Genomic DNA, 15,996 nt, shown 5'->3' with positions numbered 1-15,996 from the left:
ACAAACCATTGAATCTATCTATTTCACTTACAGTTAATTACAATTAAAATAGCATATAAATATGTTAAGATGGTTGTTTTTTTAACATAAATATGCCTATACATTTGCATTGTTAATTATTAAAATGTTTAAAAATGGAAAAGGCCATTAAAAGAAGTAAAAAAGAAAGGCTTCACTCTATTCTTTACCTTTTAATGTTATTCTTAACACTACCTGTATTAACAGGTATATTATTAATTTGGTTTAGATTAAAATAGAGAAAACAATTCTGAAATATCAAAAAATCCTTTACAACCGATTGTAAAGGATTTTTTCTTTATAAACTATTTGAGCTTAAGATCACTGAATTATCTGTTTAATTTCCTTTCTATAATTAGAGGCACTTTTACCTATAATCTCATTAAACTGTTTGTTGAAATGTGAAAAATTATTGAAGCCGCATTCAAAACATATATCGGCAATACTCATTTGACTTTCGTTTAACAACTTGGTGGCGTGCACAATTCTTATTTCATTAACCATCTGAGTAAAAGTCTTCCCGGTGGTCTTTTTAAAATATCTGCAAAACGCCGGTACCGTCATACTTACTTTATCAGCAATAGCTTCTAAAGCAATGTGTTCTTTAAAATTGGCATTCACGTATTTGTAAATGGTTTTAATTTTATCGGTATCCTGGGGTTCTGCTTCAAACATAAAACCATCGGCATTTAATATGGTATAATCGTCAGTGGTTGCTAAGTATTGCAAGATTTCCAGCAACTTTAAAATCCTGTCGAATCCAGTGTAATTTTCTAATTCTTCAATCTTGGAACCAACTACATCTTTAGCAGCTCTATTAAACTTTATCCCATTTTTAGCTTTTTCAAACAAGGTGGCAATAGCTGTAGCTTCCGGAACACTGTTAAAAAAATCTTCTCCCAGGAAATCCGGTCTAAATTGCACCGTAGTTTCTATACCTGCAGCTGTTAACCTGTCTGTAAAACCATTATGCGGTAAATTGGATCCTATTAATATTAACTGACTATTGTTAAAATAAGACAAGTGGTTACCTATATGAGTCTTACCCTGGCCCCTGTTTATATATATAAGTTCTATCTCCGGGTGAAAATGCCAAAACATTTCACTCCTATCTAATTTGTCATTATGTTGTTTCACCAATATGGACGTACCAAACATTGGCGACAATTTTTTAAATGTAGGTTTCTTCGTAATCATAGTGGGTCTATTTTATAGCAAAATTACAATATATTATGCACACATTATATATTTTATTAACTCAAATATATGCTAAATTAACTTAACATGGATTTAACATATCCTTAACTGTTAAAATAGCACATAAATTTGCTAAAATTGATGTTTTCCACACCGTATTAGCTCCATATCTTTGCATCGTTAGTTTTAATGATATTTTGAAAAGTTTATTAAAGCAGAAGTAAAATTGTTTCTCTTTAATTCAAAATTAAAGATTTCATATAAAATACATTAATAATTAGTTTAATGTCTTATTTAGTTTAGTTGGTAGAGTGGGCTGTGGTGGCCCACTTTTTTTTGCTCCATATTCAGTAAAAATTCCCGTTTAGAATTCATTTAAAATAAGCCAACCATTATATGTGTTTTTAACTCTATTGTATTCTATTTTAACCCAACAAAATGTTAACGTTAATTTAACGGATAATTGAGCATATAAATTAATCAAAATCCATGTTTTACGCACTTTAAACCTGTTATACATTTGCAGTGTAAAACGTTAAAAAAACCAAATCATGAAAAACGTATTAACAAACACTAAGAAAGGAATCTTAATGGTAGCAATGGCTGCTACGGTTATGGGTTATGCAGCAGAAAGAACATCCATTATTAAGGATGCTAAAAGAACTGCTCTTACATTGAATAATGTAAAAGAGGGGAACTTACTTTCTATTAAAGATTTAAATGGACTTACATTATATAAGGAGCTAATTGAAAAATCCGGAATTTATACCAAAGGATTTGATTTAACAGCCCTTCCTGATGGCGATTACTTTTTTGAACTGGAAAAAGATGTTGAAATTAAAACCATCCCTTTTTCAGTTACTAAGAATAAAGTAACCTTTAATAAAGAAGAAGAAACTTTATACCACAAACCGGTAGCAATTGTTAAAGACGGTATGGTTTACATTACCAAACTTGCTCCGGATTATGAACCTTTAACAATAAGTGTATATGGTACAAATAATGGTGAATTGTTATACACCGAAACCATTAAAGGTACTATGGCCATTGAAAGAGCTTACAAGCTTGAAGCCGGAAATTACAGAATAGTGTTCCATTCAAATAATAAAGATTTTACAAAATTCATTAATAATTAGTTTAATGTCTTATTTAGTTTAGTTGGTAGAAGTGGGCTGTGGTGGCCCACTTTTTTTTTTGCAGTATACTTAACACTTCATTGAAAGGACACTACATTTTTAATGCTCGTATTTTGACAAGTCAAAACTTTAAGATGTCAGTTCGAGTATTCCCGAAATAAATTCGGGATCGCACTTCGGCAAACTCCGTATAAATACTAGGCACTAATGCAGATCGAAAATTTAATTTTCTAAAGAGGTATTCTTCAAATATATGTGTTATTAACCCTACAATACAGTATTTTGACTTAACCTAAACTTAGCATAGATTTAACAGATAATTTAGCATATAAATTAGTCAAAATCAATGTTTTAAACACTTTAAAACCGCTCTATATTTGTAGTGTAAAACGTTAAAAAACCCAAATTATGAAAAACGTATTCACAAACACTAAAAAAGTAATCTTAATGGTAGCAATGATGGCTACGGTTATGGGTTACGCAAATGAGATTTCTTTAATTAAATATGGAAGAGATCTTAGAGCTACAGCATTAACTATTGCTAATGTAAAAGAAGGAAACCTACTTTCAATTAAAGATGGTTACGGTATTACTCTATATAAAGAAGTTATTGAACAGACAGGTTTATACAACAAAGGTTTTGATTTAACCGATTTGCCTGACGGAAACTATTTCTTTGAATTAGAGAAGGATATGGAAATTAAGACCATTCCGTTTACCGTAAAATCTAACGAAGTGACCTTCAACAAAGAAAAGGAAACTAAAGTATTTAAACCTTTTGTAAGGGAGAAAAAAGATTTAGTATACATTACTAAGCTTGCTCCAAACAAAGAGCCTCTTGCAATCAGTGTTTACGGCCTTTATGGTGGCAGTTCCGAGTTATTATACAAAGAAACCATCGAAGGTGTTCAAAACATTGAAAGAGCATTTAAGTTACAAGAAGGAAAATATAAAATAGTTTTTGCCTCAAACAACAGAGAGTTTACCAAATACATTAATAAATAGACACCTATTAGTTCTTATTTTGTTTAGTTTTGCTGGAAGCGGGCTTTTATAGCCCGCTTTTTTTATTAAAATAATTTGAGCTGTCCAACCTTATACTGTTCATGCAGATCACAATTTAACTTAGGCATGGTCTTATCTTTAAAATATTTTTGTTTTGCCAATCTCACAAGATTGTTAATCTGCTCTGCTATTTTACCTTCTCCCCGCATTCTTGTTCCAAACCGGCTATCATTTAAACGGCCTCCATGGCAACTTTCAATCTGGTGCAATACCTTATCGGCTCTATCGGGTAAGGTTTTTTTAATCCAATCGGTGAAAATCTCTCCAATAGCCCCATTAAGTCTCACAATGGTATGTGCTATGGAATACGCCCCATGCTCTGAAGCGGCTTTTGCCAGTGGTAAAATTTCATGACTGTTTATAGATGGAATTATTGGCGCAAGCATCACATTTACCGGAACACCATGATCCGTCAGGGTTTTAACGGTTTCCAGGCGTCGTTTTATTGTAGCTGTCCTGGGTTCTAAAATGCGTCTTGTTTTTTCTGATAATGATGTGATCGATACATTGACTCCTATTAAACTGTCTTTAGCCAATGCCTTTACAAGCTCCAGGTCACGTAATATCAAGGCGTTTTTAGTAATAATACCAACCGGATGCCTGTATTTTAAGAATACCTCCAGACATTGTCTGGTAATTTTATAGATCTGTTCAGCCGGCTGATAACAATCTGTGTTCCCGGACATTATTATAGGATAGGTTTTCCAGCTTTTCTTTTTTATTAAAGCCTCTAACAATTTAGGGGCATCCTTTTTCACTAAAATACGTCGTTCAAAATCTAAGCCGGCACTATAGCCCCAATATTCGTGGGTATTTCTGGCATAACAGTAAATGCAGCCATGTTCGCAACCCTGGTAAGCGTTCATACTGTACATCATCCCAACATCAGGGCTCTCCACTTTATTGACTATGGTCTTTGGAAAAACCTCTAAATAACGGGTTTTGTTCTTATCTGCTTTTTCACCTTCTTTTTGGCAAAATTCAAGGAAATCATCACGTATTTCGTGACTAAATTCGAAGAAACGATTGGGGACGTTTAGCTGAGCGCCACGCCCTTTTAAGACTGACTTGGGGTTCATAATAATTAAGATTTAGAAAGTTGTTGGGAATACCTGACTTATACCATTTATAAAATTACGTAGAATTTTAAGCCAAAAATGTTAAAGCGAAAATGGGTTATCAACAATTTGAATTTGTCCAAGAAAATTGGGTAACTTAGTTTGATAGAACTTCCAATACTAATTCAAAAATGAACGTGTTTAAGCTTATTCCTATTCTAATACTTCAATGTTTTATGGCATTCGGTCAAAAGCAAGAAAAACCAAATATCATTTTCTTAATGATTGATGATTGCAGTGCTGTAGAGTTCTCTTGCTATGCCACACCCAATCATCCTCCGGGAAATACAACTCCCGTAATTGATGCCTTGGCAGAGGAAGGTATCAGGTTTACAACCTGTTGGGCTTCACCTTTGTGCAAACCCACCAGGGCCATGCTTATGTCAGGGAAGTATGGCGCCAGAACAGGAGAATATGGCAATAAATTAAATACAAACGATCCCAATTTTGCCAAAAAACATACGCCTATGTCTAAAGTTTTAAAAGATGTGGGCTATGAAACTGCCATCTCGGGAAAATGGCATTTACCAGGCCATGCCGGCCAGGAGGCTTATGGCTTGGATGCGTATTCCCTTTTAGGAGGGTATTTCAGACCCTTTGAAGGGGACGTGGTTTGGGACGGCCTGTGGTTTTCATGGTCTCAAGCTTCCAAAACCTTTCATGACAAAGCCGTTATCGGGAGTAAAAGAGGGCAATACCCAGCACTTTACTGGAACGGTTGTGTTATTGAAAATGGTAAATTACAGCCCAGTGATGCCACCACTTTTGCCCCGGATATATGCCAGAAATTTGCGCTAGATTTTGTTACCAGAAAAAGGGATAAACCCTTCTTTTTATACTATCCCATGGTGCTCCCCCATGACCCTTGGTTCGGTACACCGGATTCCAGTAGCCCAACCGGAAGAACAGAACCAGGGTTCAACGAACAAATTAAGCGTTTGGAATACTATGTAGATGAACTCATACAGACCCTTAAAGATGCAGACATTTATGACAATACCATCGTGTTTTTTACAGCCGACAATGCTACTCTTGCAAATGGCAAAGGCACCTGTTCCGAACTTGGTGTTAGAGTGCCTTTAATTGTCTTTGGTGGCCCAATAAAACATCGAGATGTAAGCGATGTGATGATCGATTTCACAGATATGTATCCCACAGTTCTGGAAATGGCCGGCATCGATGTTTCCCATATGAAAAGTCTGGACGGCAAAAGTTTTAAACCCGTGTTGGAGCAAAAAGCATATGAAGGGAAGGGTTATGTGTTTAGCTTTTTGGATATGCAACGCACCGTTAGAACTAAAGACTATATGATGGACGGCAGTGGTGGTATTTGGAAATGTGCCCCTTCAGGGAATTTACTGGACTACAAACCTTTAGAAGAAAGTGAAAACACTAAAGAAATTAGGGTGTCACTTGAAAAACTTATAGAACCTTACACATTACCTACAGCAGACCAGTTTGGTGAAAATAGAATCCAACGTGCTACAAAGAAGTACGTTTGGCCTTCTTTAGAATGGACAACATTAGAGGCATTCAAAAATGGCGATAACTGGATGTATAATGACCGAAGGAAAAGAGAATAAGTTTTCTTAAAAAACACTAACTTAAGTGGGTAATCATCTGAAAATCAAAACCAATGAAAACAAGAAAATTACTGGAACTCATTAGCAGAGGGCGGACGGATTACATTTTTAAGTTATTTGAACTGGACAACTGGCAGGATTTACTACACCAGGGACCGGTGAAACTATTGCAATGGTTGGTGTATTACAATGACACCACAGCTCTTAGGGCCGTTTTGGATAAAGGAGGTAACCTCGAAAGTATTAATTTAGATTCCGAACTAGGAAATGCTGCCTTTTTTGGCCACTGGAAAGTCTGTGATTTCCTTATTAGTCATGGCGCCCATGTAAACACTATTGTTGATAAAACCAACGAAATGCCACTGCATAATGCCCTGGCCAAAGCCGGCAGGCCCTATTACTTTTACACCGTTAAACTACTGGTGGAAAAAGGCGCGGATGTAAACGCCAAAACCATACCCGGTATTGATACGGGTGCCTTTATGCGAGATGTAAGAACCTCCGGCGAAACACCCCTGCATAGAGCAGCTGCCTATGCCGATGCCCAGACCATTAAGTTTCTTATTGATCATGGTGCCGATAAAACCGCTAAAGATGCCCATGGAAACTCACCTTTAACCTGGGCCAGTGTACATCTGCGTCCCGGAAGTATATTATCCCTTTTAAGTTTTGGCAACCACCGTATAGGGGAAGCCCATAAAATAAAAAACACCAGTGATCACGGACACGGTTGGGGCAATAGTATGGATTGGAACTTGTTGGGGGATTATTTACCAGAGAACTAAACCATATTTAACTTCCTATACCCTCGAGGACTAACTTCCTTTAACCTCAAAAACGTTCGATTAAAATGACTGATACTTTCAAAACCGCAGGAAAAAGCAATATGTTGAATACTCAAGTTTGTGGTTAATAGATAATGACAAGCCTGTTCAATTCTAGTGATGTTAAGGAAGGTGACAAAAGAATGTCCGGAATGGGCTTTAAACCACCTGCAAAAGGACTGAGGCACCATATGTGTGAAGTCGGCCATATGCTGAACGGTTAATTTTTTATCCAAATTTTCCAGGATATAATTAGTGGTTTTGGATATCTTGTTTTGGGAAGCGCCATTTTTTGATGATACTTGTTTTACTTTCGAAGATAAGATATGCTGGTTCCTATCCCCACATAATCGATGCAGGATAAGCAACAATTTACTTAACTGTTCCGTTTCCGACAGGTATTCAAAATTGGTAATCTCAGAAATTAAATGCTTGCTTGGTTTATTGAAGTGAATGCCTTTATTGGCCTTATCAAATAGATCTTCAAACTCCGAACACTCGGGAAAGACTTTAAAAGTGTCCTTGTCAAATTGAAGCACAAAAGCTTTGTGGGTTTGTGTTTCATCTTCCGCAATACTAATCCAATGGTGTGGCACGTTCTCACCAATCAAAACCAAGTCCAATTCTTCAAAAGGTAAAATGGAATCGCCTACAAATCTGGTCCCGGACCCTTTTTGAATTAAGGTCAATTCAATTTCAGGATGGTAATGCCAAAAGGGCTCAAAACGTTGTACTTCAACATTAAAAAATTTGAAAGACTTGCGTTTTTCACTTAGTGCTACTTTTTCTAATAACGGATTCAATATTATCTAATTACAACCCTAAAATACAATATTTATACTTAATATGTTTAAATACGCATAGTTTTAGTTTAAATCTGTGTGTTCCAAACGGTCAAATGCTCCTAATTTTGCAATAAGAATTCCCCAAATGAGCAATCGTCCCTGAGTGCATCAGGTTAAGACCACGAATAAAATATTTAATTACAAATGAAACGTATTTATCTAGCTATGATTATTTTAACTATACTTTCCTGCAAGGAAAAAGAGAAAAACTCACAGGGAGAAAACTTCACTGATAATGTAAATAAAGTAGCATCGACCATTATAGACGATAGCGAAAAGTTACGTTTTTTCAATAACCCGAAACAACCCATCGCTCCAAAGTTTGAGCAATTCCCGTCCGGGAGTGTCAAACCTAAGGGTTGGATTTTAGACATGATGACAATCGATTTACAACAGGGTGTGGTAGGTGCCCTGGACGAGTTGTATCCCGGAATAAAGTCAGATGACATCTATAACACGGCAAGACGAGGTGGTATGGAAGACATCCCGGAAATGGGCGATTTGGTTTTAACCGGTGCCGCATGGGAAACCTCTATTATGTGGTGGAACTCAGAAACCATTGGCAATTGGTGGGATGGTTTTGTGCGTCATGCTTTTTTAACCAAAAATGAAGAAGCCGTGGCCCAATCGCATCAAATTATAGACAACCTTTTGGCCTCTCAGGATGAAGATGGTTATATCGGTATCTATAAACCTAATTTACGCTATCAGCACGAAGGTTCCAACGGCGAATTATGGGCACAGACCACCGCTTTTAGAACCATGCTTGCTTATTACGAATTCACCCAAAAAAGTGCGGTATTGGAAGCTGTGGAAAAAGCTATGAACGTTACCATGAAACGTTACGCCTGGGATACCAATAATCCCTTTTATTTAAAAAACGCTTTTGGCGGTGTCACCCACGGCCTCATGCTTACCGATGTTTGTGAAACCCTGTACAGAATAACAGGCAATATAGCTTATCAGAATTACGCGACCTATCTCTATAAAGCCTTTTCAACCTATTCTATTAACCGTTCCTTTAACGATTTAAGATATCCGTACTTAATGGAAAAAGACTCGTTATTCCAAGGGCATGGCGTGCATACCTATGAGCATATCCGTACCATGGTTAACGCCTATTATAATACCGGCTATCCAGAACTGAAAGAAGCATACAACAATATGTTATCTAAGTTAGAACCTTGCATGCTTCCAAGCGGTGCCGGTCATGGCAATGAATGGATATTGCAAATGGAAGCCCATCCAGAGCATACAGGAGCAGAATATTGTACCATGCTGGAATTACGAAATTCCTATGGCAGCCTGATTCAAAAAACCGGAGAAGTAGCTTTTGCTGATGCCGCTGAAAAATTAACCTACAACGCCATGCTAGGCTTCAGGAATAAAGAAGGTACCGCAATAACCTATGGTAAGACAGATAATTGCTATGTCTTAGATGGGCATCACCATGAAAATGGCGAACAACGCCCAGACCCAAGATATAAGTACTCACCTACACATTCAGAACCGGCTGTATGTTGCGTACCTAATTACGGACGAAACTTCACTTATTTCTTAGAACAAATGTGGATGAAAACTAAGGATAATATAGCAGCAATTATGTATGGACCTTCCGAATTGATAACAGAAGTTGACGGAGGTATGGTATCTATAGAACAGATAACCAATTATCCATTATCAAATGAAGTGACCTTCAAGTTCAAAATGGATGCTCCAAAAACGTTTGCCTTTAGCATTAGAAAACCGGAGTGGACCCAAAATATAGAATCGAATCACGAGTTTGATGATTTAGGCAACGGCTATTATGCGGTTACCAAAGTATGGGAAGATGGTGATAGGATTACTATTAAATTCCAAAACGAAATTCAATTCAAAGAAGCCCGAAATAAGGAATCCTATATTCAACATGGGCCTTTGGTGTATGCTTATGAAATTCCACATAGAGAGAAAACCATCAAATCTTATGAAGGTACAGACTTTACAGATTATTACTGTTTCCCCGAAGCGGATGATTACAAAAACCTTCAAATTTTAAAAGATGGCAAATTCAATATTACCGAAGATAAAGCAGCTCAAAACTTTTATGATTCTAATGTATATTTAGAAGGCACTGTTTTCAATGCAGCTTCAAAAAAAGAAGAAACCGTAACATTAATCCCCATGGGAAAAACAGTATTACGCAAAGTTACATTTCCGACCAAATGATAATCAAAACAGCAAAAGCCGACTTTAAAGTTATAGAGAACCCTGTTTTATTTGGTGATACTTTTTTAAATTGCAGTAATCACTTTACGGATTTTTTCACAATGGCATTCCAAATAAAAAATGTAAAGCTTCATCTTTTTTACTGGCTTGGACTGGTACTGTTTTTCACGTTTATTTGGGGAAGCTATGACCACGATTACTTAAGGAATTTTATGGTGCAGTTGTATTCTTTGCCTGCACGCTTACTATTGGTTTATGGCACCATTTTGTTCTTGATCCCAAAATTCTTTTTAGAGGAAAAATACCTAAAGTTCTTCTTTGGGCTTGTGGCCTTACTTATTATTTCAGGGGTTTTGGTACAGCGCTCTATAATGGTATTCATGGTACAAGGGCATTATTTACCTTACAAAAGCGAAACGTTTTTCAAAATCACCGAATTAATGAACACCGTTTTAGATGTGAACAATGCACTCATAATACCTTTGGTTTATGTCTTTGTTAAAAAATGGAATGCATCTAAAGAAAAAAGTCAGGAACTGGCCCAGGAGAACTTGAAATTAGCTCAAACACAGGAACAAGCATCCCTTCATTTAAAAGAGGGGAACCACAGACACAAAATAATAGTTAAGGATATTCTCTTTATAGAAAGCCAAAAAAATTACGTAAAAATCACTACCGCAGATAAAGAAATTACCATTTACAAAAGCCTAACAGCCATTGAGGAAATGCTCCCTGAAAAGATGTTCTTAAGAGTACATCGATCTTTTATTGTGTCCACTGAGCATATTAGCTCCTATTCCCCAACTAAAGTCATCTTGAATGACATAACCATCCCTGTAGGAAGGAAATATAAAGAAGCCGTTAAAACCCGCTTAAACTACTAATGGTTTTATAGACCGCATAGGCTGTTGTTCGTATAATAGCCTGTAAAATTAGGGAATTGTGTTATAATTTTAGCCTGCCAACAAACCGGAAGTTACTGGTTTGTTTTAGACGGAAACTGAACTATAATTAAAATTTTGACAATGAAACTAATACCCTGTATCCTTTTAAGTTTGCTATGTCTTTCTTCCTGTAAAGAAAAGGAAAACATAAAGGCGTCAGAAGCTAAGACAACTACAAATTATGATTTACCTCCTAAATGGGCCCAAGATGTTATTTGGTACGAAATAGCCGTAGAACGTTTTTATAACGGTGACCCTTCCAATGATCAAACCGCAGCAGATATTGTGGATACCTATCCGGGATTTGTTCCTGAAGGATGGGACACCACACCATGGACACAAGATTGGTACGAAGACGATGCCTATTTTGAAAACCTTCATCCTCATAAAGACTATTATGGAAACACGCTGAAAGACTTTGGTTCTAAAGCACAGCTAAGACGTTATGGAGGTGACCTGCAGGGCGTATTGGATAAAATGGATTATATAGACTCCCTGGGTGTCACAGCGATCTATTTTCGACCGTTAAACGATGCCCCTTCACTACATAAATACGACGCCAGAAACTGGAGGCATATCGATAGAAATTTTGGACCTGATCCCACCAAGGACAAGGCTACGATTGAAGCTGAAACACCAGACGACCCAAGTACCTGGCAATGGACCGAAGCCGACAAGCTATTTCTCAAAGTTATTTACGAATTTCACAAAAGGGACATCAGGGTTATCCTGGATTATTCCTGGAACCATACTGGAAAATCGTTTTGGGCCTGGCAGGATGTTTTGAAAAACCAGGAAAATTCAAAATATAAAGATTGGTTTTGGATAGACCATTTTGACAACCAGGCCACTGAAGACAATGAATTTAAATATCACGGTTGGGCCGGTGTTCATGAACTCCCCGAAATAAAAGAAACCCAAAAGCAGGATTTATCTAAAAGTGTACAAAAGTTCGAGGGTGATATTTATAGCAAAGCCGTAAAGCAACATATTTTCAACCTGACCAAAAGATGGTTGGATCCCAACGGCGACGGCAATCCTTCCGATGGTATTGATGGCTACCGATTGGATGTGGCCGCAGAAACGCCTCTTGGATTCTGGAGAGACTTTAGAAAACATGTTCGAGGTATTAATCCGGATGCCTATTTGTTGGGTGAAATTTGGTGGGAAGAGTGGCCGGACAAGCTCTTAGACCCAGAACCTTTTTTGCAAGGCGATATTTTTGATGGAGTCATGAACTACAGATGGTATCGAACCTCACGTCAGTTCTTAAATGCAGCTCCTACTGAAATTTCTGCTTCTAACCTTATAGATAGCCTGCATCTATTCCGCTCTAATATCAGGGAAGAGAACAACTATGCCATGATGAACCTTAACGGCGGGTTTGATACACCCAGGGTGCTAACCTCGTTCTTCAACCAAAACCAATATAAATACTATTGTAAAGTATCTGAAGACCCCAATTACAAGATTCATAAACCGGATGAAAGCACTCATCAAAGAGTTCGGCTTTTATTGGCCCACCAATACACTTATATTGGAGCACCCCATATTTGGGCGGGAGACGAAATGGGCATGTGGGGCGCCGATGATCCCTCCACAAGAAAACCGTTGCTTTGGCCCGAATTCACCTTTGATGATGAAAAAGTACATCCCCTGGGCATGGAAAAACCCATTGATAAGGTTGCTTTTAACAAAGATTTGTTTGCCTATTATCAAAAACTAATACACATTAGAAAAGGAAACCCCGTCTTATCCAGAGGCGATATAGAATTTTTGAATGTTGATTCTGAAAAGGTACTCGCTTATTCCAGATACGATGATGAACATGAAATTATAACAATTATCAATTCCGGCGATATTGCCGTAAAAGTAAACGTGCCAACCAGATTTTCGGGCACCTATAAAAACTTACTAAATCCTTCTGATTTCAACCCAAACAATAAGGTTATAGAATTAGAAATAAGTGCCAATACAGCTATAATATTAAAATTTTAGTCCAAATGAATATGAATAAATCAGTTCTTCCATTACTGTCCGCCTGCATTCTTATGTCCAATATTGTATTAGGGCAAAAGGACACTGCAATAAATTGGAACAATGAAATTATTTACCATGTCATGCAACGGAGTTTTTACGACAGCAACGGTGATTTACATGGTGATTTAAATGGCTTCGTACAAAAATTGGATTATTTAAAAGAACTGGGGGTAACCACCATTCTGTTTACGCCATTATACGAATCCGGATTCTACCACAATTACTTCCCAACCAATTATGAAGCCATTGACCCGGAATATGGAACCAAAGAAGATTATATCAACTTTGTTAAAGCCGTTCATAAAAAGGGGCTGAAGTTCTTAATGGACATGGAAACCCAATACGCACAAAGTGGTAACATTTGGTTTGATGACTCTTTTGAAAATCCGGATTCAAAATATACCGACTTTATTTACTATTCCGATTCCTTAAACAAATATCCTGAACAGATCTTTATGCCCTCCAAGTCACCATTATATGATTTTACTGCCTGGCCCGGAGACAAACATCACATTGTGTTTTTAGACCTTAACAATGAAAAGGTAAAACATTGGATGAAAGACTTCTACTTGTATTGGGTAGATCCCAATGCGGATGGAAATTTTGATGATGGCGTGGATGGATTTAGAATTGACCACATCATGGATGACCTGGATTATAAAGGATTATTTACCAATATGTACCAGGAATTCTGGAAACCCATATTTAGAGCCTGCAAAGACTTAAATCCTAGTATTTTCGTATTAGGAGAACAATCCAATTGGAATGAATATGGCGATTCCATGGTAAAAGCCAGTGGTGCTGATGCTGCTTTTAGTTTTCCGCTTCGTTTTGCCATTGCAGGAGAAGAGGGAACGCATGATATGTATATAGACCCTGCTTCTAACGGAGTCAAAATGGACCCAAAACGTATCCATAAGGTAGTTAAAGAAAGTATGTCCCATTTTACGGTTAACACCTTTACGGTTAATTTTTTAGAAAACCACGATACAGCAAGGTGGGCATCGGTTGTTAACAATAATGAAGGGCAAAAACGCGTGGCGGCCGTCCTCAATATTTTGTTGCCGGGGGTGCCATCTATTTACTATGGACAAGAATTGGGCCTTACAGGACAAACCCATGAATGGGGTAGCGATGCCAATCATATTCCGGTAAGAGAAGCTTTTCCGTGGACTACAAATTTTGAAGATAAAGGAAATGCCGTTTGGTACAAGGATACAGGGGATTGGTGGACACAATCGTTTTGGAATACCTCATCTGTAAATCAATTAGCCCTTTCGGTTCAGAAAAAAGATAAGAATTCCCTTTGGAACCATTATAGAAACCTAATAGCTATCAGAAGGCAACATGACGTTTTCACCCAAGGTTCTTATATACCCATACTTACAGCGCATGAACATATCATGGCTTTTAAGCGTCAGTTAAACAATATAAACGGCTATGTTGTGATTAATACCTCTGAGGAAACAATTAAACTGGATAATATCAATTTTTTAAAGAATCATGAGGTTTTGCACCAGCAAAATATCACGATTTCTGAAAATTCAATGACTCTGAAACCCTATGCTATTCTGGTTTCAAAGTCCCATTAAATGATTTAAACTATTAACTATGAAAACAATGCATCTAATATTTGTAGCCCTAATGTTTTTAAGCTGTAAAACCGAAACCAAACAAGTAAAAGTTGAAAGCTCCACTGAAAAACCGAACATTGTTATGTTGGTTGGCGATGATCATGGGTATCCGTATTTCGGATTTAACGGCGCCGACTATGTACAAACACCACATATGGATAAATTAGCCGATAGCGGCACACTGTTTACAAACGGTTATGTACCACAAGCACACTGTAAACCTTCATTACAGACTTTAATGACCGGAACTTTACCGATAGATTATGCCAGTAGGGTGGAACGCTTAATCAAAGAAAAATCGGTTCCGGACAGTTCAAAAGCCGATTTTAGATTTCACGCCATGAAACATTTTAACACCCTACCCCGAATTTTATCGAAGTCCGGTTATAAGAGTTTCCAAGGGGGTAAATGGTGGGAATTCAATTATCAAAACGGTGGATTTGATGAAGGCATGACCAAGGGTTGGACCGAAGAAGACAAACAAAAGGACGACTGGTTTTTAAAATTTATGGGCGGCGATGGTACTGAACTGGTTAGAAAAACCATGCAACCGGTTTATGATTTTATTGATAAACATCCCGAAGACCCCATGTTTATTTGGTTTGCTCCGGAATTACCGCACTACCCTTTAAATGCTCCGGATAAATATTACAACATTTACAAGGATAAGGATATGACAGAATCCGCTAAACGTTACTATGCCAATTGTACCTGGTTTGATGAGGGCGTTGGGGAATTGGTGGCATACCTGAAAGCCAAAAACGAATTTGACAATACCCTTTTTGTTTATGTAAACGATAATGGCTGGGAACAAGAACCGCATCAGGAATTCAGGCATGATTCGCTACGTTGGCATAATGGCGGTGATAAAGGCAAACTTTCGGTTTATGACCAGTCTTTTAGAACACCCATTATCTTTTCCTGGAAGGATAAGATTGCCTCGAATGGGCGATCTAAAGCTTTGATGCATAGCGCCGACATCCCTGCCACTATTTTGGATTATTTAGATATTGATCTGCCAGAGGATTTCTTCGGTAAATCTTATAAGGCCTTAATTGAAGACCCCAACAAAACCGATAGAAACATCATTATCGGGAAAGTGACCCAAATGCGTTCTGAAGAAGACATGATGGGTAAAAAAATTGAAGCCTATTGGGCCAGAACTGATGACTGGTTTTTTAAATGGAATCTCACAACAAAAACCATTGGGTTATATGATATGAATAACGACGCGCAGAACAACAGTAATTTAACTGAAAAACATCCTGAGATCGTTGAAGACTTCAAAGCAAAAATTGAAATCTGGAAACAGGAGAGAGCCGGATAAAATATAGAATCTAAAGATTTGCCGACTCATATTTTATCCCTTATTCCGGGAAATGTT

At 37.4% G+C, this 15,996-nt stretch carries 12 protein-coding genes; 9 read left to right on the top strand and 3 right to left on the bottom strand.

Translation table 11 applies throughout. The features are described from left to right. Positions 1–339: 339 nt before the first annotated feature. A complete protein-coding gene (locus tag Q0983_RS02240; protein WP_299548093.1) occupies positions 340–1,215 on the bottom strand; it encodes an AraC family transcriptional regulator in 876 nt (291 codons plus the stop codon). Between the two features lie 551 nt (positions 1,216–1,766). On the opposite strand from Q0983_RS02240, the gene Q0983_RS02235 reads away from it, so the two are divergent. Then, positions 1,767–2,351, top strand: a complete 585-nt coding sequence (locus tag Q0983_RS02235) for a hypothetical protein (protein WP_299548090.1) — start codon at positions 1,767–1,769, stop codon at positions 2,349–2,351. 408 nt (positions 2,352–2,759) lie between these two features. Continuing rightward, a complete protein-coding gene (locus tag Q0983_RS02230; RefSeq protein ID WP_299548088.1) occupies positions 2,760–3,356 on the top strand; it encodes a hypothetical protein in 597 nt (198 codons plus the stop codon). Between the two features lie 65 nt (positions 3,357–3,421). Here Q0983_RS02230 and Q0983_RS02225 read toward each other — a convergent pair whose 3' ends face one another. Then, the gene (locus Q0983_RS02225; RefSeq protein ID WP_299548084.1) at positions 3,422–4,495 is read right to left on the bottom strand and encodes a PA0069 family radical SAM protein; all 1,074 of its coding nucleotides are present in this window, start codon (positions 4,493–4,495) and stop codon (positions 3,422–3,424) included. A 215-nt stretch (positions 4,496–4,710) separates the two neighbouring features. Between Q0983_RS02225 and Q0983_RS02220 the strand changes: the two genes are divergently transcribed. Further along, the gene (locus Q0983_RS02220; RefSeq protein WP_299548081.1) at positions 4,711–6,117 is read left to right on the top strand and encodes a sulfatase-like hydrolase/transferase; all 1,407 of its coding nucleotides are present in this window, start codon (positions 4,711–4,713) and stop codon (positions 6,115–6,117) included. Positions 6,118–6,170: 53 nt separating this feature from the next. Next, a complete protein-coding gene (locus tag Q0983_RS02215; protein WP_299548078.1) occupies positions 6,171–6,902 on the top strand; it encodes an ankyrin repeat domain-containing protein in 732 nt (243 codons plus the stop codon). Here Q0983_RS02215 and Q0983_RS02210 read toward each other — a convergent pair. Beyond that, on the bottom strand, positions 6,899–7,744 hold the full coding sequence (locus Q0983_RS02210) for an AraC family transcriptional regulator (protein WP_299548075.1): 846 nt from the start codon (positions 7,742–7,744) through the stop codon (positions 6,899–6,901). The two genes, Q0983_RS02215 and Q0983_RS02210, sit on opposite strands and share 4 nt — an antisense overlap. Positions 7,745–7,930: 186 nt before the next feature. Between Q0983_RS02210 and Q0983_RS02205 the strand changes: the two genes are divergently transcribed. From Q0983_RS02205 to Q0983_RS02185, 5 genes are all read left to right on the top strand, one after another. Continuing rightward, positions 7,931–9,994 carry a beta-L-arabinofuranosidase domain-containing protein gene (locus Q0983_RS02205; protein ID WP_299548072.1) on the top strand — a complete coding sequence of 688 codons (2,064 nt, stop codon included), beginning with the start codon at positions 7,931–7,933 and terminating at the stop codon, positions 9,992–9,994. Beyond that, the gene (locus tag Q0983_RS02200; RefSeq protein WP_299548069.1) at positions 9,991–10,878 is read left to right on the top strand and encodes a LytTR family DNA-binding domain-containing protein; all 888 of its coding nucleotides are present in this window, start codon (positions 9,991–9,993) and stop codon (positions 10,876–10,878) included. Before Q0983_RS02205 ends, Q0983_RS02200 begins: the two co-directional genes overlap by 4 nt. Positions 10,879–11,019: 141 nt before the next feature. Beyond that, on the top strand, positions 11,020–12,936 hold the full coding sequence (locus Q0983_RS02195; RefSeq protein ID WP_299548066.1) for an alpha-amylase family glycosyl hydrolase: 1,917 nt from the start codon (positions 11,020–11,022) through the stop codon (positions 12,934–12,936). A gap of 11 nt (positions 12,937–12,947) precedes the next feature. Next, positions 12,948–14,570: an alpha-amylase family glycosyl hydrolase gene (locus tag Q0983_RS02190; protein WP_299548063.1), complete on the top strand. Its 1,623-nt coding sequence runs from the start codon at positions 12,948–12,950 to the stop codon at positions 14,568–14,570. Between the two features lie 19 nt (positions 14,571–14,589). Next, positions 14,590–15,939 carry a sulfatase-like hydrolase/transferase gene (locus Q0983_RS02185; protein WP_299548060.1) on the top strand — a complete coding sequence of 450 codons (1,350 nt, stop codon included), beginning with the start codon at positions 14,590–14,592 and terminating at the stop codon, positions 15,937–15,939. Positions 15,940–15,996: the final 57 nt, after the last annotated feature.

This window comes from Seonamhaeicola sp. (assembly GCF_028281565.1).
Classification (GTDB): domain Bacteria; phylum Bacteroidota; class Bacteroidia; order Flavobacteriales; family Flavobacteriaceae; genus Seonamhaeicola.
The sequence above is the reverse complement of the archived record's forward strand: the minus strand, read 5'-3'. Positions and strand labels throughout refer to the sequence as shown.